The organism is Micromonospora sp. NPDC003944, assembly GCF_053605225.1.
The window spans coordinates 1-17,848 of record NZ_JBSGIV010000053.1; the positions used below are offsets into that span (position 1 = coordinate 1).

A 17,848-nucleotide genomic window follows, 5' to 3' on the forward strand; every position below is an offset into this window, starting at 1 on the left:
GGGGCCGGCTCGCCGGCCCCCGACCTCACCCGAGAATTAGCAGTACAGACGACGACATAGGGGACATAGTGCTCGACGTCAACTTCTTCGACGAGCTGCGCATTGGTCTCGCCACCGCCGACGACATCCGTCAGTGGTCGCACGGCGAGGTCAAGAAGCCTGAGACCATCAACTACCGCACCCTGAAGCCGGAAAAGGACGGGCTCTTCTGCGAGAAGATCTTCGGTCCTCAGCGGGACTGGGAGTGCTACTGCGGTAAGTACAAGCGCGTGCGGTTCAAGGGCATCATCTGTGAGCGCTGCGGCGTCGAGGTGACCCGCTCCAAGGTCCGCCGTGAGCGGATGGGGCACATCGAGCTCGCCGCTCCGGTGACCCACATCTGGTACTTCAAGGGCGTTCCGAGCCGGCTGGGCTACCTGCTGGACCTCGCCCCCAAGGACCTCGAGAAGATCATCTACTTCGCCTCGTACGTCGTGACGAGCGTGGACGCGGAGTCGCGTCACCGTGACCTCTCGACGATCGAGAACGAGATCCTGGCCGAGAAGCGGCAGTCCGAGAACAGCCGCGACTCGGAGATCGAGAAACGGGCCGCCAAGCTCGAGGCCGACCTGGCCGAGCTGGAGGCCGAGGGTGCCAAGGCGGACGTCCGGCGCAAGGTCAAGGAGGGCGGAGAGCGCGAGATGCGCCAGATCCGCGACCGGGCCCAGCGCGAGATCGACCGCCTGGACGAGGTGCTGGACACCTTCCGCAAGCTGGAGCCGAAGCAGCTGGTCACCGACGAGCTGCTCTACCGCGAGCTGCGTGACCGGTTCGGTGAGTACTTCACCGGCTCCATGGGCGCCGAGGCGATCAAGGCGCTGGTCCAGAACATGGACCTCGACGCCGAGGCCGAGAGCCTGCGGGAGACCATCCGGTCCGGCAAGGACCAGCGGAAGATCCGGGCGCTGAAGCGACTCAAGGTCGTCGCGGCGTTCCTGAACACCCGCAACTCGCCGCTCGGCATGGTGCTGGACTGCGTCCCGGTCATCCCGCCGGACCTGCGCCCGATGGTGCAGCTCGACGGTGGCCGCTTCGCGACCTCGGACCTGAACGACCTGTACCGGCGCGTGATCAACCGGAACAACCGCCTCAAGCGGCTGATCGACCTCGGCGCTCCCGAGATCATCGTCAACAACGAGAAGCGGATGCTCCAGGAGGCCGTCGACGCGCTGTTCGACAACGGCCGTCGCGGCCGGCCGGTCACCGGCCCGGGTAACCGCCCGCTCAAGTCGCTGTCCGACATGCTCAAGGGCAAGCAGGGCCGGTTCCGCCAGAACCTGCTGGGCAAGCGCGTCGACTACTCGGGCCGTTCGGTCATCGTGGTCGGCCCGAAGCTCAAGCTGCACCAGTGCGGTCTGCCCAAGCAGATGGCGCTGGAGCTGTTCAAGCCGTTCGTGATGAAGCGGCTCGTCGACCTCAACCACGCACAGAACATCAAGTCCGCCAAGCGGATGGTCGAGCGTCAGCGCCCGGTCGTGTGGGACGTGCTGGAAGAGGTCATCGGCGAGCACCCGGTGCTGCTCAACCGTGCGCCGACCCTGCACCGCCTGGGCATCCAGGCATTCGAGCCGCAGCTGGTCGAGGGCAAGGCGATCCAGATCCACCCGCTGGTCTGCACCGCGTTCAACGCCGACTTCGACGGTGACCAGATGGCGGTGCACGTGCCGCTGTCCGCCGAGGCCCAGGCCGAGGCCCGGATCCTGATGCTGTCGTCGAACAACATCCTCAAGCCGGCCGACGGCAAGCCGGTCACCATGCCCACCCAGGACATGGTCATCGGCCTGTACCACCTCACCCACCGCACCGCCGGTGAGCGGGGCGAGGGCCGGGCGTTCAGCTCGGACGCCGAGGCACGGATGGCCTTCGACAACGGTGAGCTGCACCTGCAGGCGCCGGTGAAGATCCGTCTGCGCAGCGTGATCGGGGTCGACAACGGCTCCGGTGCCGAGGCGTGGACCGCCCCGGAGGGCTGGGTCGAGGGTGACCCGCTGACCGTGGAGACCACCCTGGGTCGGGTGCTGTTCAACGAGACGCTGCCGCAGGGCTACCGCTTCGTGAACTACGAGATCCGCAAGGGTCAGCTCTCCGCGATCGTCAACGACCTCGCCGAGCGCTTCCCTAAGGTGGCGCTCGCCGCCACCCTGGACGGGCTCAAGGAGGCCGGTTTCCACTGGGCCACCTGGTCCGGTGTGACGATCGGCATGGAGGACGTCATCGCTCCGCCGCGTAAGGCGGAGATCCTGGCGCGGTACGAGAAGGACGCCGACCAGATCGACAAGCAGTACCAGCGTGGTCTGATGACCGCCGAGGAGCGTCGCGGCGAGCTCATCGAGATCTGGACCAAGGCGACCAACGAGGTCGCCAAGGAGATGGACACCGCGCTGCCGCAGGAGAACCCACTGTGGAAGATGATCAACTCGGGTGCTCGCGGTAACCTGCTCCAGCTCCGGCAGATCGCGGCCATCCGTGGTCTGGTGGCCAACCCCAAGGGCGAGATCATCCCGCGGCCGATCAAGGCCAGCTACCGGGAGGGTCTGTCCGTGCTGGAGTACTTCATCTCCACGCACGGTGCCCGTAAGGGTCTCGCCGACACCGCGCTGCGGACCGCCGACTCGGGTTACCTGACCCGTCGTCTGGTGGACGTCTCGCAGGACGTCATCATCCGTGAGGAAGACTGCGGCACCGACCGGGCGATCCCGATGCAGATCGGCGAGAAGCTGGACGGCAAGCTCGTCGTCCACACCCACGCCGAGACGAGCGTGCACGCCCGTACCCTCGCCGACGACATCAAGGGGCCGGACGGCACCGTGGTCGCCGAGCGCGGTCAGGACATCAACTCCATCGGGGTCGACAAGATCGTCGCCGCCGGGGTGGAGACCGTCCGGGTGCGCAGCGTGCTCACCTGCGAGTCGAAGCTCGGCGTCTGCGCGGCCTGCTACGGCCGGTCGCTGCCGACCGGTAAGTCGGTCGACATCGGCGAGGCGGTCGGCATCATCGCCGCCCAGTCCATCGGTGAGCCGGGTACGCAGCTGACGATGCGTACCTTCCACACCGGTGGTGTCGCGGGTGAGGACATCACCCAGGGTCTGCCGCGTGTGCAGGAGATCTTCGAGGCGCGGGTCCCGAAGGGTAAGGCGCCCATCGCCGACACCCCGGGCCGGATCCGGATCGAGGACGGCGAGCGCTCGCGCAAGATCATCGTGGTGCCGGACGACGGCAGCGACGAGATCGTCTACGACAAGATCTCGAAGCGGGTCAAGCTCCGGACCCACGACGGCGGTCACGTCGCGGTCGGCGAGAAGCTGACCGAGGGCACCATCGACCCGCACGAGCTGCTGCGGATCATGGGTCCGCGGGCGGTCCAGGTCCACCTGACCAGTGAGGTCCAGGAGGTCTACCGCTCGCAGGGTGTGCTCATCCACGACAAGCACATCGAGATCATCATCCGCCAGATGCTCAAGCGGGTGACGGTCATCGACTCCGGCTCGACCGAGTTCCTGCCGGGTGTGCTCGTCGACCGGGCGCTGTTCGAGTCGGAGAACCGCCGGCTCGTCTCGGAGGGCGGCGAGCCCGCCGCTGGTCGTCCGGTGCTGATGGGTATCACCAAGGCCTCGCTGGCCACCGACTCCTGGCTCTCGGCGGCCTCCTTCCAGGAGACCACCCGGGTGCTGACCGACGCTGCGATCAACTCGCGCAGCGACTCGCTGGTCGGCCTCAAGGAGAACGTGATCATCGGAAAGCTCATCCCGGCCGGTACCGGCATCAGCAAGTACCGCAATGTCCGGGTCGAGCCGACCGAGGAGGCCAAGGCCAAGGTCTACTCGATGACCGGTTACCCGGAGACCGACTACGGGTTCGGGCCGGCCAGTGGGCAGGCCGTGCCGCTGGACGACTTCGACTTCGGGTCGTACCGCTAAACACCAGTCACACGACGAGGCCCCCGGTGAAAGCCGGGGGCCTCGTCGTGTCCGTGCCCACCCACCCCCGGGCCGGGTTCGGCATGATGGAGGGATGACGACCGCACCCGGGCAGGTGTCCGTCGCCCAGCAGGGCCAGCGTCACCCGCTGGACCCGGACCCGGCCCGCGCCACGAAGGCACGGGCGGTCTTCGCGCTGGGCCTGATCGGCATGCTGACCGGGCTGTTCGTCGGTGGCGTGGTGCCGGCCACGGTGGCCCTGCAACTCGCCCGTCAGGCGCGTCGCGAGGCGTACGCCTCGGGGGGTTTCCTCACCGGCGGCGTCTGGCTGCGACGGGGGGAGTGGATGGCCTGGGCGGGCCTGGTGCTGGTCGCGGTCAGCGTGGTGGCCGCGGTGGTCGTCGGGGTGGTCCGCCTGGCCGGCGCGCCGTTCGGCCACGACTACCCGGCGAACATGGACTGAGCCGCCAGCGGCCGCGCCGGGCGCGGGTGGCGGCGCTCGCGGCGGTAGCCTGGCCGGTGTCCGCCGTGCGACGGTGGCGGCCTTTCGACAGGAGGACCTCGTGACGGAACCGGCGCGGCCCGCTGCGGACGAACCGGCCGGCCCTCCGGACCCGCCGGCTCCTCCGTCCGAGCCCAGTGACTGGGCGCGATCCGGCCCTGGCGACGAGCCAGACCCGCCGACGACCGCGCCGACGCCCTCGCAAGCACCGCACCCCGGCGAGGGGCCGACCGGTTGGGGCACGACCACGACGCCCGGCTCCGCGCAGCCGTACCCGGTCTCCAGCGCGCCGGCCCCGACGCCGCACGCCTGGGGTCCGCCCGGCTCGGGGCCCGGTGTGCCGCCCGGCTCGGGCCCGCCTGCGCCGGGGGTCGGGGTGCCGCAAGGTTGGGGTCCGCCGGCAGGTGGACCGGGACCTGCGGTGCCGCCGGGTTGGGGTCCGCCGCCGTCGGAGCCCGGTGTGCCGCACGGCTGGGGTCCGCCGTCGTCGGGGGCCGGTGTGCCGCACGGCTGGGGTCCGCCGTCGTCGGGGGCCGGTGTGCCGCCGGGTTGGGGTCCGCCGGCGGGTGGACCGGGAGCGCCGTACGGCTGGGGTCCGCCGGTGTCGGGGCCTGGTGTGCCGCACGGCTGGGGTCCCTCGTCGGGGCCCGGAGTTCCGCCGGGGTGGGGTCCGCCGCCGGGGCACGGCCCCGGGTGGGGTGGCGCGCCGGGGCGTTCGGTGCCGCCGCCGACCGACGACCAACGCCGGCCGCCGAAGCGGGTGGAGACGGTCTCCGGTACGCCCTACGGCGTCGTGCACCTGGACGTGCCGCCGGTCACCTCCGGGCTTGCCATCGGGGCGCTGGTGGCGGGGGTCGCCTCGGTGCTGGTGTCGCTGCTCGTGGTGTGCTTCGGAGTGGCCTTCAAGAACGACGGTGGGGCCTGGGCCTCCGGAGCGTTCGCCGCGCTGGGTGTGCTGTCCGGTGGCGCGGCGGTCGTCATCGGGCTCCTCGGCCGGCGGCAGATCCGTCGACCGGCCGCGCCCTCCACCGTCCAGTTCACCGGCCGCGGGCTGGCGATGGCCGGGATCAGTTGCGGCGCGGCGGGGGCGTTGATCAGCCTCCTGGGCCTGGGTCTGGCTCTGCTCCTCGCCCTGACGTGACGGTGATCACCGACAGATCCGGCACCTGACGGGTGTCTGGCGGAAGGCTTCCGGTCCCGCCGGGGGCGATGGGTGCTTCTGCGGGGGAGCCGGTACACTTGTATTCGTAGGTGCCCATCGCGGGCGACGGGGCAGGACGAGATCCGGCCGGCGGGTGTGAGAAGTCGCCGGGTCGTTCCGTTTTGACCTGGGCGGTTGTGGTAGGTACTCTTTCCCCTTGTGCCCGGGCATGCCCGGGCAAATTGTGCGTGCGCTGTTTCCGGCTTACGGGCGGCGGCGCGACAAGCCAAAGACCCGGAGCGGGGCGACCCGCGCGCCGGTGACACAACCCGGTACGCACGCGAGAGCGGCGCAACGGGGCCGTGACGAGGGCGACACGCCCGACCGCGGGTGCCGGGGTCTCCGCAAGGTGACCCTGGTCGGAATGTAGGAGAGCCGGTCATCAGGCCGGCTAACGAGCAGACGGCGCGGCCGCGGATGCGGCCGAAGGGAGCGGAGAAACCCGGTGCCCACGATCCAGCAGCTGGTCCGAAAGGGCCGCCAGGCGAAGACGACCAAGACCAAGACCCCGGCGCTGAAGGGTTCTCCTCAGCGGCGCGGCGTGTGCACCCGCGTGTACACCACCACCCCGAAGAAGCCGAACTCGGCGCTGCGCAAGGTCGCTCGCGTGAAGCTCAGCAGCCAGATCGAGGTGACCGCCTACATCCCCGGCGTCGGTCACAACCTGCAGGAGCACTCGATCGTGCTCGTTCGCGGTGGCCGGGTGAAGGACCTCCCCGGCGTGCGTTACAAGATCGTTCGCGGCTCGCTGGACACCCAGGGTGTCCGTAACCGCAAGCAGGCGCGCAGCCGTTACGGCGCGAAGAAGGAGAAGAGCTGACATGCCGCGTAAGGGACCCGCTCCGCGGCGGCCACTGGTCGCTGACCCGGTGTACAACTCGCCGCTGGTCACCCAGCTGGTGAACAAGATCCTGCTCCGTGGCAAGCGTCAGCTCGCCGAATCCATCGTGTACGCGGCCCTCGAGGGCTGCCGCGAGAAGTCCGGCACCGACCCGGTCGTCACCCTCAAGCGGGCGATGGACAACGTCAAGCCGACCCTCGAGGTGCGTAGCCGTCGTGTCGGTGGCGCCACCTACCAGGTTCCGGTCGAGGTCCGCCCGACCCGGGCAACCACCCTGGGCCTGCGCTGGCTGGTGACGTACTCCCGCGCCCGGCGTGAGAAGACCATGGTCGAGCGGCTCATGAACGAGCTGCTGGACGCGAGCAACGGCCTCGGTGCCGCCGTCAAGCGGCGCGAGGACACGCACAAGATGGCCGAGTCGAACAAGGCCTTCGCGCACTACCGCTGGTAACACCCTGGTTCCGGCGCCTCCGGGCGCCGGAACCGCCACCAGTTGAGTCGAGACGACGATAAGTAGGGATTGAAGTGGCCGCCGCAGACGCGCTCGCCAACGTACGCAACATCGGCATCATGGCGCACATCGATGCCGGTAAGACCACGACCACCGAGCGAATCCTGTTCTACACCGGCATCACGTACAAGATCGGTGAGGTCCACGAGGGCGCTGCCGTCATGGACTGGATGGAGCAGGAGCAGGAGCGTGGTATCACCATCACCTCTGCTGCTACCAAGTGTGAGTGGAAGGGCCACACGATCCAGATCATCGACACGCCCGGCCACGTCGACTTCACGGTCGAGGTCGAGCGGTCGCTTCGTGTCCTGGATGGTGCGGTCGCGGTCTACGACGGTGTCGCCGGCGTGGAGCCGCAGACGGAGAACGTCTGGCGGCAGGCCGACAAGTACAACGTCCCGCGGATGTGCTTCGTCAACAAGCTTGACCGGACGGGCGCCGACTTCTTCCGCTGCGTGCAGATGATGATCGACCGGCTGAACGCCACCCCGCTGGTGCTCCAGATCCCGATCGGGCTCGAGGGCGACCACATCGGTGTCGTCGACCTGATCGGCATGCGCGCCCTCACCTGGCGTGGGGAGACCCAGAAGGGTGAGGACTACGCGGTCGAGGAGATCCCGGCCGACCTGGCCGACTCCGCCGCCGAGTGGCGCGAGAAGCTGATGGAGACCCTCGCCGACGTCGACGACGCGGTGATGGAGAAGTACCTGGAGGGCGAAGAGGTCTCCGTCGAGGAGATCAAGGGCGCCATCCGGCGTGCCACCATCGCCGGCAAGGCCAACCCGGTGCTGTGCGGCTCGGCGTTCAAGAACAAGGGCGTCCAGCCCATGCTCGACGCCGTGGTCGACTTCCTGCCGTCGCCGCTCGACGTTCCGGCGATCGAGGGTACGGCCACCGACGGTGAGACCCCGCTGCTGCGTAAGCCGTCCAACTCGGAGCCGTTCTCCGGTCTGGCCTTCAAGATCCAGACGGACAAGCACCTGGGCAAGCTCACCTACGTGCGGGTCTACTCCGGCACGCTCGACTCCGGTTCCCAGGTGGTCAACTCCACCAAGGACCGCAAGGAGCGGATCGGCAAGATCTACCAGATGCACGCCAACAAGCGGGAAGAGCGTCCGTCGGCGCAGGCCGGCGACATCATCGCCGTGCAGGGTCTCAAGCAGACCACCACCGGCGACACTCTCTCCGACCCGGCGAACCCGGTCATCCTGGAGTCGATGACCTTCCCGGAGCCGGTCATCTCGGTGGCGATCGAGCCGAAGACCAAGTCCGACCAGGAGAAGCTGGGCACTGCAATCCAGCGCCTGGCCGAGGAGGACCCGACCTTCCGCGTCCAGCTGGACGAGGAGACCGGTCAGACGGTCATCTCCGGCATGGGTGAGCTGCACCTGGACATCCTGGTCGACCGCATGCGCCGCGAGTTCAACGTCGAGGCCAACGTCGGCAAGCCGCAGGTGGCGTACCGCGAGACCATCCGCCGCAAGGTGGAGAAGGTCGAGTACACGCACAAGAAGCAGACCGGTGGTTCCGGCCAGTACGCCCGCGTGATCGTGAGCGTCGAGCCGCTTCCGCTGGACAACGACTCGCCGACCTACGAGTTCGCCAACGCCGTCAGCGGCGGCCGCATCCCCCGGGAGTTCATCCCCTCGGTGGACGCCGGTGCGCAGGACGCGCTGCAGTACGGCATCCTCGCGGGCTTCCCGCTGGTCGGCGTGAAGCTGACCCTGCTGGACGGCCAGTACCACGAGGTCGACTCGTCGGAAATGGCATTCAAGATCGCCGGCTCGATGGTGATGAAGGACGCGGCCCGCAAGGCCGATCCGGCACTGCTCGAGCCGATGATGGCCGTTGAAGTCACCACTCCTGAGGAGAACATGGGTGACGTCATCGGTGACCTCAACTCCCGCCGCGGCATCATCCAGGCGATGGAGGAGCGCAGCGGCGCCCGCATCGTCCGGGCTCTGGTGCCGTTGTCGGAGATGTTCGGCTACGTCGGCGACCTGCGGTCGAAGACCCAGGGCCGGGCTAGCTACAGCATGCAGTTCGACTCCTACGCCGAGGTTCCGCAGAGCGTCGCGAAGGAGATCATCGCCAAGGCAACGGGCGAGTAGCTCCGAGCAGGTGATTCGTGGTTGGTCGCGGGAGGGTTCGCCCGCCCGCGGCCACCACGATCGGATCGCGTGAGACCGGGCCTGTAGGCTTCATCGCCGCAGAACCCACAAAGGCTCTCCGGCCGTCAGGCCGGAAAGGCTGTCGACAGAGTCCTAAGCGCCGACCGGCGCGCCGGGCGTACGAACCAAGAAGTCCACAGGAGGACACCAGTGGCGAAGGCTAAGTTCGAGCGGACTAAGCCGCACGTCAACATCGGCACCATTGGTCACATCGACCACGGTAAGACGACGCTGACGGCGGCCATCACCAAGGTCCTGCACGACCAGTACCCGGACCTGAACCCCTACACGCCGTTCGACGAGATCGACAAGGCGCCGGAGGAGAAGGCCCGCGGCATCACGATCTCGATCGCGCACGTCGAGTACCAGACCGAGTCGCGGCACTACGCGCACGTCGACTGCCCTGGGCACGCCGACTACATCAAGAACATGATCACCGGTGCCGCGCAGATGGACGGCGCGATCCTGGTGGTCGCGGCGACCGACGGCCCGATGCCGCAGACCCGCGAGCACGTGCTGCTGGCCCGTCAGGTCGGTGTGCCGTACATCGTCGTGGCGCTCAACAAGAGCGACATGGTCGATGACGAGGAGCTCCTGGAGCTCGTCGAGCTCGAGGTCCGTGAGCTGCTCTCCTCGCAGGAGTACCCGGGTGACGACCTGCCGGTCGTTCGGGTTTCGGCGCTGAAGGCCCTCGAGGGTGACCCCGAGTGGACCGGCAAGCTGCTGGACCTGATGACCGCTGTCGACACCTCGATCCCGCAGCCGGAGCGCGAGGTCGACAAGCCGTTCCTGATGCCGGTCGAGGACGTCTTCACGATCACTGGTCGTGGCACCGTCGTCACCGGTCGCGTCGAGCGCGGCGTTCTCCTGCCGAACGAGGATGTTGAGCTCGTCGGCATCAAGGAGAAGAGCTTCAAGACCAAGGTCACCGCGATCGAGATGTTCCGGAAGACCCTGGACGACGCCCGCGCAGGTGAGAACGTCGGCCTGCTGCTGCGTGGTACCAAGCGCGACGAGGTCGAGCGCGGCATGGTCGTCGTGAAGCCGGGCTCGAACACCCCGCACACGGAGTTCGAGGCGACGGTCTACATCCTCTCCAAGGAGGAGGGCGGCCGGCACACCCCGTTCTTCCAGAACTACCGTCCGCAGTTCTACTTCCGGACCACGGACGTCACCGGTGTCGTCACCCTCCCCGAGGGCACCGAGATGGTCATGCCGGGTGACAACACCTCGATGTCGGTGAAGCTGATCCAGCCCATCGCCATGGAGGAGAACCTCAAGTTCGCGATCCGCGAGGGTGGCCGCACCGTCGGCGCCGGGTTCGTCACCAAGATTAACAAGTGAACTAGGTAACCCCGATTAGACCCGCCGCCGGTCGTGCGGCATACTAGTCAGGTTGCGTAACGACAGTTCGTCGCCTGTGTTCGGCTTTCGCTGAACCTCCGGGTGGCGATGCAGTCGAGCGTAGGGTGGTTGGCGGCCCAGTCGCCAACCACCCTCGCACGGCGTTCAGGTCGCGGTAATGCGATCGGCGCCTTGACCCACCGCGCGGTCAGCACCACTCCGAAACCTTGGGGCGGAGCTCGGCCCGAGGGCGCGACACGCCCGACCGCGGGGGTCGGCGAAGTGGGCCTGTGCCAGCCGGTACAGGCGCCCGCAACACAGCGGCATCGAGAGAAGGAACAGAAGCCACCATGGCGGGACAGAAGATCCGCATCCGGCTCAAGGCCTATGACCACGAGGTCGTCGACTCCTCGGCTCGGAAGATCGTCGAGACGGTGACGCGCACCGGGGCGCAGGTCGCGGGCCCGGTGCCGCTGCCCACGGAGATCAACCGTTTCTGCGTTATCCGCTCGCCGCACAAGTACAAGGACTCGCGCGAGCACTTCGAGATGCGCACGCACAAGCGGCTGATCGACATCATCGACCCGACCCCGAAGACGGTCGACTCGCTCATGCGCCTCGACCTGCCGGCTGGCGTCGACATCGAGATCAAGCTGTAGGGACCGGACAAATGGACAGGCAAGTCAAGGGGATCCTGGGCGCCAAGCTCGGCATGACCCAGGTCTGGGACAACAACCGCGTTGTTCCCGTGACCGTGGTCGAGGCCGGCCCGTGCGTCATCAGCCAGGTTCGTAGCGCCGAGAAGGACGGTTACTCCGCGGTCCAGCTGGCGTACGGCACCATCGACCCGCGCAAGGTCAAGAAGCCGGTCAGCGGGCACTACGCCAAGGCGGACGTGGCGCCGCGCCGGCACATCGTCGAGCTGCGCACCACGGACGCCGGGGAATACTCGCTCGGCCAGGAAGTCACGGTCGAGGAGTTCCCGGCCGGCGTCACCATCGACGTCACCGGCAAGACCAAGGGCAAGGGCTACGCCGGCCCGATGAAGCGGCACGGCTTCCACGGTCTGCGCGCCAGCCACGGTGTCGAGCGCAAGCACCGCTCGCCCGGTTCCATCGGCGCCTGCGCCACTCCGGGTCGTGTCTTCAAGGGCACCCGGATGGCCGGCCGGATGGGTGGCGTGCGGTACACCGTGCAGAACCTCACCGTCCAGGCGGTCGACACCGAGAACAACCTGCTGCTCGTCCGGGGTGCCATTCCTGGTCCCAAGGGCGCGCTCGTTCTGGTCCGTACCGCGGCCAAGAGCAAGGTGAAGAAGGGCGGTGCGGCCAAGTGACCACCGTTGACGTGCGCACCGTCGAAGGCACCACCAGCGGCTCCGTGGAGCTGCCGGCGGACATCTTCGACGTGCAGGCCAACGTCGCGCTGATGCACCAGGTCGTGGTGGCCCAGCTCGCGGCGGCCCGACAGGGCACGCACAAGGCCAAGACCCGCGGCGAGGTCGCCGGTGGCGGCAAGAAGCCGTACAAGCAGAAGGGCACCGGTCGCGCCCGGCAGGGCTCGATCCGCGCGCCGCAGTTCGCCGGCGGTGGCGTCGTGCACGGTCCCGTGCCGCGCGACTACAGCCAGCGGACCCCGAAGAAGATGAAGGCCGCCGCTCTTCGCGGTGCCCTCTCCGACCGGGCCCGCGCCGGGCAGGTGCACGTCGTCGAGGCGTTCGTCTCGGGCGAGAAGCCGTCGACCAAGGCGGCCCTGGCCACGCTGACCAAGCTCACCGAGGCCCGTCGGGTCCTGGTCGTGCTGAGCAGCACCGACGAGCTGAACTGGGTGTCGCTGCGCAACGAGCCGCGGGTGCACCTGATCGAGTCCGGCCAGCTGAACACGTACGACGTGCTCGTGGCCGACGACGTGGTCTTCACCAAGGACGCCCTGGACGAGTTCCTGGGCGTGCCCGCCGAGACCACCGAGGAGGGTGGCAAGTGAGCACGATCGCCGACCCGCGCGACATCATCGTGGCGCCGGTCGTCTCGGAGAAGAGCTACAGCGAGCTGAACCGGAACTGGTACACCTTCCTGGTGCACCCGGACGCGAACAAGACCGAGATCAAGATCGCTATCCAGCAGATCTTCAACGTCCGCGTCCTGACGGTCAACACGCTCAACCGCCAGGGTAAGCGCAAGCGCACCAAGACCGGCTTCGGTCAGCGCAAGGCGACCAAGCGGGCGATCGTGAAGCTGGCTGACGGTGACCGCATCGAGGCCTTCGGCGGCCCGGTCAGCTGAGGGGTGTAGACAATGGCTATCCGTAAGTACAAGCCGACGACGCCGGGCCGACGTGGCTCGAGTGTCGCGGACTTCGCCGAGATCACCCGGTCCACGCCGGAGAAGTCGCTGCTGGCTCCGCTGCCGAAGAAGGGCGGGCGTAACGCCCACGGCCGGATCACCACGCGGCACCACGGTGGCGGTCACAAGCGCCAGTACCGTCTGATCGACTTCAAGCGGGTCGACAAGGACGGCGTGCCGGCCAAGGTCGCTCACATCGAGTACGACCCGAACCGCACCGCGCGCATCGCGCTGCTGCACTACGCCGACGGCGAGAAGCGGTACATCATCGCGCCGAAGGACATGAAGCAGGGCGACCGCGTCGAGTCCGGCCCGGGCGCGGACATCAAGCCAGGTAACAACCTGCCGCTGCGCAACATCCCGGTCGGTACCACGATCCACAACGTGGAGCTGCGTCCGGGTGGCGGGGCCAAGCTGGCCCGTTCCGCCGGCGTCGGCATCCAGTTGCTCGGCCGTGAGGGCGCGTACGCGACCCTGCGTATGCCGTCCGGTGAGATCCGGCGGGTGGACGTGCGCTGCCGCGCCAGCATCGGCGAGATCGGCAACGCCGACCAGTCGAACATCAACTGGGGTAAGGCCGGCCGGATGCGGTGGAAGGGCAAGCGCCCGACCGTCCGTGGTGTCGCCATGAACCCGGTCGACCACCCGCACGGTGGTGGTGAGGGTAAGACCTCCGGTGGTCGCCACCCGGTCAACCCGCAGGGTAAGCCCGAGGGCCGCACCCGCCGTAAGGGCCAGCCGAGTGACCGGCTGATCGTCCGCCGTCGCTACGCCACGCGTAAGCGCGGCTGAGGGAGATAAGACATGCCTCGCAGCCTGAAGAAGGGCCCGTTCGTCGACGACCACCTGCTCAAGAAGGTGGAAGTTCAGAACGACAAGGGCTCCAAGAACGTGATCAAGACCTGGTCGCGGCGCTCGACGATCATCCCGGAGATGCTGGGGCACACGATCGCCGTGCATGACGGACGCAAGCACGTCCCGGTGTTCGTGACCGAGGCGATGGTCGGGCACAAGCTCGGCGAGTTCGCGCTGACCCGCACGTTCAAGGGTCACGAGAAGGACGACCGGAAGAGCCGTCGGCGCTGACGCCGCGGGCATACGGATAGAGGGAACAAGGGGTTACAGCGATGCCAGGAAAGGGCGACGCTCCGGTGCTTCCGGGCGCGCGGGCGGTTGCGCGGCACGTGCGCATCTCGCCGATGAAGGCGCGCCGGGTGGTCAACCTCGTCCGCGGCCTGCCCGCGAAGGAGGCGCTCACGGTGCTGCAGTTCGCGCCGCAGGCTGCGAGCGAGCAGGTGTACAAGGTGCTCGCTAGCGCGATCGCCAACGCGGAGAACAACGAGCGGCTGGACCCCGACGCGCTGCTCGTCAGCGAGGCCTTCGTGGACGAGGGCCCGACGATGAAGCGGTTCCAGCCGCGGGCGCAGGGTCGGGCGTACCGAATCCGCAAGCGCACCTGCCACATCACCGTGGCGGTCGAAGCGGTCGCGCCGGCAGCGCCGAGGAAGGCCGCGGCGAAGAAGGCCGCCCCGGCCACGGAGGCCGCACCGGCCGAAGCGCAGAGCAAGACGGAGGACGCCGAGTAATGGGTCAGAAGGTTCACCCCACTGGGTTCCGGCTCGGCATCTCGACCGACTGGAAGTCCCGCTGGTTCGCGGACAAGCTCTACAAGGACTACATCGGCGAGGATGTCAAGATCCGCCGCATGATGTCCAAGGGCCTCGAGCGTGCCGGCATCTCCAAGGTCGACATCGAGCGCACCCGCGACCGGGTCCGGGTCGACATCCACACCGCCCGGCCGGGCATCGTCATCGGCCGTAAGGGTGCGGAGGCCGACCGGATCCGCGGCGAGCTGGAGAAGCTCACCGGCAAGCAGGTTCAGCTGAACATCATCGAGGTGAAGAACCCCGAGTCGGACGCTCAGCTGGTCGCGCAGGGCGTGGCCGAGCAGCTGTCCAGCCGGGTCAGCTTCCGTCGGGCGATGCGCAAGGCCATGCAGTCGGCGATGAAGAACCCGGTCTGCAAGGGCATCCGGGTTCAGGTTTCGGGTCGCCTCGGCGGCGCCGAGATGAGCCGGACCGAGTTCTACCGTGAGGGCCGGGTTCCGCTGCACACGCTGCGGGCCAACATCGAGTACGGCTTCTTCGAGGCCCGTACCACGTTCGGTCGGATCGGTGTGAAGGTCTGGATCTACAAGGGCGACGCCGTCCCGGGCCGGGAGGCTCCGGCCGAGGCCGGTCCGTCCCGCCCGCGTCGTGGTGAGCGCGGCGACCGTCCCGAGCGTCCGCGCCGTGGCCGGTCGGGTTCGTCCGGCACCACGGCTGGTGGCACCGAGGCCGGTCGGGCTGCTGCGACCACCATCGCGCAGCAGGCCGAGACGCCGAGCGGCGAGCCGGTCGACAGCGCAGCTGTCGCCGCCACTGCTGCTCCGGCAGAAACGCAGCAGGAGGGCTGACAGATGCTGATGCCGCGCAAGCCCCCGAAGGGCTTCCGCAAGCCGCACCACCCGGACCGCAGTGGCGCGTCCAAGGGTGGTAACCGGGTGGTGTTCGGCGAGTTCGGGATCCAGGCTCTCGAGCCGGCGTACGTGACGAACCGGCAGATCGAGTCGGCACGTATCGCGATGACTCGCCACATCAAGCGTGGTGGCAAGGTCTGGATCACGATCTTCCCGGACCAGGCCCTCACCAAGAAGCCTGCCGAGACCCGGATGGGTTCCGGTAAGGGTTCGCCCGAGTGGTGGGTCGCCAACGTCAAGCCGGGGCGGGTTCTCTTCGAGATGTCCTTCCCCAACGAGCAGATCGCGCGAGAGGCCATGCGTCGCGCGATCCACAAGCTCCCGATGAAGTGCCGCATTGTTACGCGCGAAGTGGGTGAATCCTGATGGCAGCGGGCGTTAAGGCGACCGAGCTGCGTGAGCTCTCCGAGGAGGAGCTGGTCACGAAGCTGCGGGAGGCCAAGGCGGAGCTGTTCAACCTCCGCGTGCAGGCCGCAACCGGGCAGCTGGACAACAACCGGCGGTTGCAGGTCATCCGTCGGGAGATCGCCCGGATCTACACGATCATGCGCGAGCGCGAGCTGGGGCTCTCGGCCGCGCCGACTGAGGTGACTGCATCATGACCGAAGACACCGCCACCGCCACCGCGCGGTCCCGCCGCAAGGTCCGTGAGGGCCTGGTGGTCAGCGACAAGATGGACAAGACCGTCGTGGTCGAGGTCGAGGACCGGGTTCGGCACGCGCTGTACGGCAAGATCATGCGCCGTACGAGCAAGCTGAAGGTGCACGACGAGCAGAACGCCGCTGGCACCGGTGACCGGGTTCTCATCATGGAGACCCGGCCGCTGAGCGCCACCAAGCGTTGGCGGATCGTGGAGATCCTGGAAAAGGCCAAGTAGCGAAGGCTCGAGCTCGCCCGGCGTTGCGTCGGGCGTAGGTTCCGCCAGGCTCCGGCCGCTACGGCGGCCGGAGAACCGGCAGACATAGGAGATAGACGTGATTCAGCAGGAGTCGCGACTGCGCGTCGCCGACAACACGGGTGCTCGGGAGATCCTGTGCATCCGGGTTCTCGGTGGCTCGGGTCGGCGCTACGCGAGCATCGGCGACGTCATCGTGGCCACGGTCAAGGACGCGATCCCGGGTGCCGGTGTGAAGAAGGGCGACGTCGTCAAGGCTGTCGTCGTTCGCACCGCCAAGGAGAAGCGGCGTCCGGACGGCTCGTACATCCGCTTCGACGAGAACGCCGCCGTCATCATCAAGGACGGTGGGGACCCGCGTGGAACCCGTATCTTCGGCCCGGTGGGCCGGGAGCTGCGGGACAAGCGGTTCATGAAGATTATTTCCCTCGCGCCGGAGGTGTTGTGACCGTGAAGGTCAAGAAGGGCGACACGGTCGTCGTCATCGCCGGCAAGGACAAGGGTGCCAAGGGCAAGGTCATTGCGGCCTACCCGCGGCAGGACAAGGTCCTGGTCGAGGGCGTGAACCGGGTCAAGAAGCACACCCGCATCAGCACCACCCAGCGTGGCGCCAAGACCGGCGGCATCGTCACTCAGGAGGCCCCGATCCACGTCTCGAACGTGCAGGTCCTGGACTCCGACGGCAAGCCGACCCGCGTCGGTTACCGGATCGACGACAACGGCCAGAAGGTCCGCATCGCGCGTAGCACCGGTAAGGACCTGTGATGACCACGGCTACCGAAAAGACCCTGCCGCGCCTCAAGGAGCGGTACCGCAACGAGATCGTGGCCCAGCTGCGCGAGCAGCACAGCTACAGCAACCCCATGCAGGTGCCGCGGCTGGTCAAGATCGTCGTCAACATGGGTGTCGGCGAGGCTGCTCGCGACGCCAAGCTGATCGACGGTGCGGTCCGCGACCTCGCCACGATCACCGGCCAGAAGCCGCAGGTGCGGCGGGCGACCAAGTCCATCGCGCAGTTCAAGCTCCGCGAGGGCATGCCGATCGGCGCGAAGGTCACCCTTCGCGGCGACCGGATGTGGGAGTTCATGGACCGGCTGCTCTCCATCGCGCTGCCGCGTATCCGCGACTTCCGCGGCCTGGACGGACGCAAGCTGGACGGGCACGGCAACTACACGTTCGGTTTGACCGAGCAGTCGGTGTTCCACGAGATCGACCAGGACCGGATCGATCGCCAGCGGGGCATGGACATCACGGTGGTCACGACCGCCACGACCGACGACGAGGGCCGGGCGCTGCTCAAGCTCCTGGGCTTCCCGTTCAAGGAGAACTGAGATGGCCAAGAAGGCGCTGATCATCAAGGCGGCCGCGAAGCCGAAGTTCTCGGTTCGCGCGTACACCCGCTGCCAGCGGTGCGGGCGTCCGAAGGCGGTCTACCGCAAGTTCGGGCTCTGCCGGGTCTGCATCCGGGAGATGGCTCACCGCGGTGAGCTGCCGGGCGTGTCCAAGGCTTCCTGGTAAGGGCGGCCGCGTCCCGGCCGTCGGCCGGGAACTCCTGCACCGATTAGGT

General features: G+C 68.0%; 22 protein-coding genes. All 22 read left to right on the forward strand.

Annotated elements, in window-relative coordinates; translation table 11 throughout:
• Positions 1-68: 68 nt before the first annotated feature.
• A complete protein-coding gene (locus tag ACWER9_RS23485) occupies positions 69-3,956 on the forward strand; it encodes a DNA-directed RNA polymerase subunit beta' (protein WP_452303884.1) in 3,888 nt (1,295 codons plus the stop codon).
• A 94-nt stretch (positions 3,957-4,050) separates the two neighbouring features.
• The gene (locus tag ACWER9_RS23490; RefSeq protein ID WP_452303885.1) at positions 4,051-4,419 is read left to right on the forward strand and encodes a hypothetical protein; all 369 of its coding nucleotides are present in this window, start codon (positions 4,051-4,053) and stop codon (positions 4,417-4,419) included.
• A gap of 799 nt (positions 4,420-5,218) precedes the next feature.
• A complete protein-coding gene (locus ACWER9_RS23495; RefSeq protein ID WP_452303909.1) occupies positions 5,219-5,599 on the forward strand; it encodes a hypothetical protein in 381 nt (126 codons plus the stop codon).
• A 505-nt stretch (positions 5,600-6,104) separates the two neighbouring features.
• On the forward strand, positions 6,105-6,479 hold the full coding sequence (rpsL, locus tag ACWER9_RS23500) for a 30S ribosomal protein S12 (RefSeq protein WP_007465318.1): 375 nt from the start codon (positions 6,105-6,107) through the stop codon (positions 6,477-6,479).
• 1 nt (position 6,480) lies between these two features.
• Positions 6,481-6,951, forward strand: a complete 471-nt coding sequence (rpsG, locus tag ACWER9_RS23505) for a 30S ribosomal protein S7 (RefSeq protein ID WP_007465317.1) — start codon at positions 6,481-6,483, stop codon at positions 6,949-6,951.
• A 74-nt stretch (positions 6,952-7,025) separates the two neighbouring features.
• A complete protein-coding gene (gene fusA / locus ACWER9_RS23510) occupies positions 7,026-9,122 on the forward strand; it encodes an elongation factor G (RefSeq protein WP_452303886.1) in 2,097 nt (698 codons plus the stop codon).
• Positions 9,123-9,332: 210 nt separating this feature from the next.
• On the forward strand, positions 9,333-10,526 hold the full coding sequence (gene tuf, locus ACWER9_RS23515) for an elongation factor Tu (RefSeq protein ID WP_030489585.1): 1,194 nt from the start codon (positions 9,333-9,335) through the stop codon (positions 10,524-10,526).
• 350 nt (positions 10,527-10,876) lie between these two features.
• Positions 10,877-11,185, forward strand: a complete 309-nt coding sequence (gene rpsJ / locus ACWER9_RS23520; RefSeq protein WP_007073037.1) for a 30S ribosomal protein S10 — start codon at positions 10,877-10,879, stop codon at positions 11,183-11,185.
• 11 nt (positions 11,186-11,196) lie between these two features.
• Positions 11,197-11,862, forward strand: a complete 666-nt coding sequence (rplC, locus tag ACWER9_RS23525) for a 50S ribosomal protein L3 (protein ID WP_452303887.1) — start codon at positions 11,197-11,199, stop codon at positions 11,860-11,862.
• Positions 11,859-12,509, forward strand: coding sequence for a 50S ribosomal protein L4 (gene rplD, locus ACWER9_RS23530; RefSeq protein ID WP_030329890.1), 651 nt, complete (start codon positions 11,859-11,861; stop codon positions 12,507-12,509). The genes rplC and rplD overlap by 4 nt, the downstream gene beginning before the upstream one ends.
• Positions 12,506-12,808, forward strand: coding sequence for a 50S ribosomal protein L23 (gene rplW / locus ACWER9_RS23535; protein WP_007465304.1), 303 nt, complete (start codon positions 12,506-12,508; stop codon positions 12,806-12,808). The genes rplD and rplW overlap by 4 nt, the downstream gene beginning before the upstream one ends.
• A gap of 12 nt (positions 12,809-12,820) precedes the next feature.
• Positions 12,821-13,660, forward strand: coding sequence for a 50S ribosomal protein L2 (rplB, locus tag ACWER9_RS23540; RefSeq protein ID WP_030329891.1), 840 nt, complete (start codon positions 12,821-12,823; stop codon positions 13,658-13,660).
• A 12-nt stretch (positions 13,661-13,672) separates the two neighbouring features.
• The gene (rpsS, locus tag ACWER9_RS23545; protein ID WP_007465299.1) at positions 13,673-13,954 is read left to right on the forward strand and encodes a 30S ribosomal protein S19; all 282 of its coding nucleotides are present in this window, start codon (positions 13,673-13,675) and stop codon (positions 13,952-13,954) included.
• Positions 13,955-13,995: 41 nt separating this feature from the next.
• Positions 13,996-14,454, forward strand: a complete 459-nt coding sequence (rplV, locus tag ACWER9_RS23550) for a 50S ribosomal protein L22 (RefSeq protein WP_007465297.1) — start codon at positions 13,996-13,998, stop codon at positions 14,452-14,454.
• Complete coding sequence (rpsC, locus tag ACWER9_RS23555) at positions 14,454-15,323, forward strand: 30S ribosomal protein S3 (protein ID WP_091402401.1); 870 nt, start codon at positions 14,454-14,456, stop codon at positions 15,321-15,323. Before rplV ends, rpsC begins: the two co-directional genes overlap by 1 nt.
• A 3-nt stretch (positions 15,324-15,326) precedes the next feature.
• A complete protein-coding gene (rplP, locus tag ACWER9_RS23560) occupies positions 15,327-15,752 on the forward strand; it encodes a 50S ribosomal protein L16 (RefSeq protein ID WP_007465292.1) in 426 nt (141 codons plus the stop codon).
• The gene (rpmC, locus tag ACWER9_RS23565) at positions 15,752-15,988 is read left to right on the forward strand and encodes a 50S ribosomal protein L29 (RefSeq protein ID WP_007465283.1); all 237 of its coding nucleotides are present in this window, start codon (positions 15,752-15,754) and stop codon (positions 15,986-15,988) included. Before rplP ends, rpmC begins: the two co-directional genes overlap by 1 nt.
• The gene (rpsQ, locus tag ACWER9_RS23570; RefSeq protein ID WP_112584814.1) at positions 15,985-16,263 is read left to right on the forward strand and encodes a 30S ribosomal protein S17; all 279 of its coding nucleotides are present in this window, start codon (positions 15,985-15,987) and stop codon (positions 16,261-16,263) included. The genes rpmC and rpsQ overlap by 4 nt, the downstream gene beginning before the upstream one ends.
• 97 nt (positions 16,264-16,360) lie before the next feature.
• Positions 16,361-16,729 carry a 50S ribosomal protein L14 gene (rplN, locus tag ACWER9_RS23575; RefSeq protein WP_007073026.1) on the forward strand — a complete coding sequence of 123 codons (369 nt, stop codon included), beginning with the start codon at positions 16,361-16,363 and terminating at the stop codon, positions 16,727-16,729.
• Positions 16,726-17,046, forward strand: coding sequence for a 50S ribosomal protein L24 (rplX, locus tag ACWER9_RS23580; RefSeq protein ID WP_007465276.1), 321 nt, complete (start codon positions 16,726-16,728; stop codon positions 17,044-17,046). The genes rplN and rplX overlap by 4 nt, the downstream gene beginning before the upstream one ends.
• Positions 17,046-17,612, forward strand: a complete 567-nt coding sequence (gene rplE, locus ACWER9_RS23585; RefSeq protein WP_452303888.1) for a 50S ribosomal protein L5 — start codon at positions 17,046-17,048, stop codon at positions 17,610-17,612. The genes rplX and rplE overlap by 1 nt, the downstream gene beginning before the upstream one ends.
• A gap of 1 nt (position 17,613) precedes the next feature.
• The gene (locus ACWER9_RS23590) at positions 17,614-17,799 is read left to right on the forward strand and encodes a type Z 30S ribosomal protein S14 (protein WP_007465272.1); all 186 of its coding nucleotides are present in this window, start codon (positions 17,614-17,616) and stop codon (positions 17,797-17,799) included.
• The last annotated feature ends 49 nt before the right edge of the window (positions 17,800-17,848 follow it).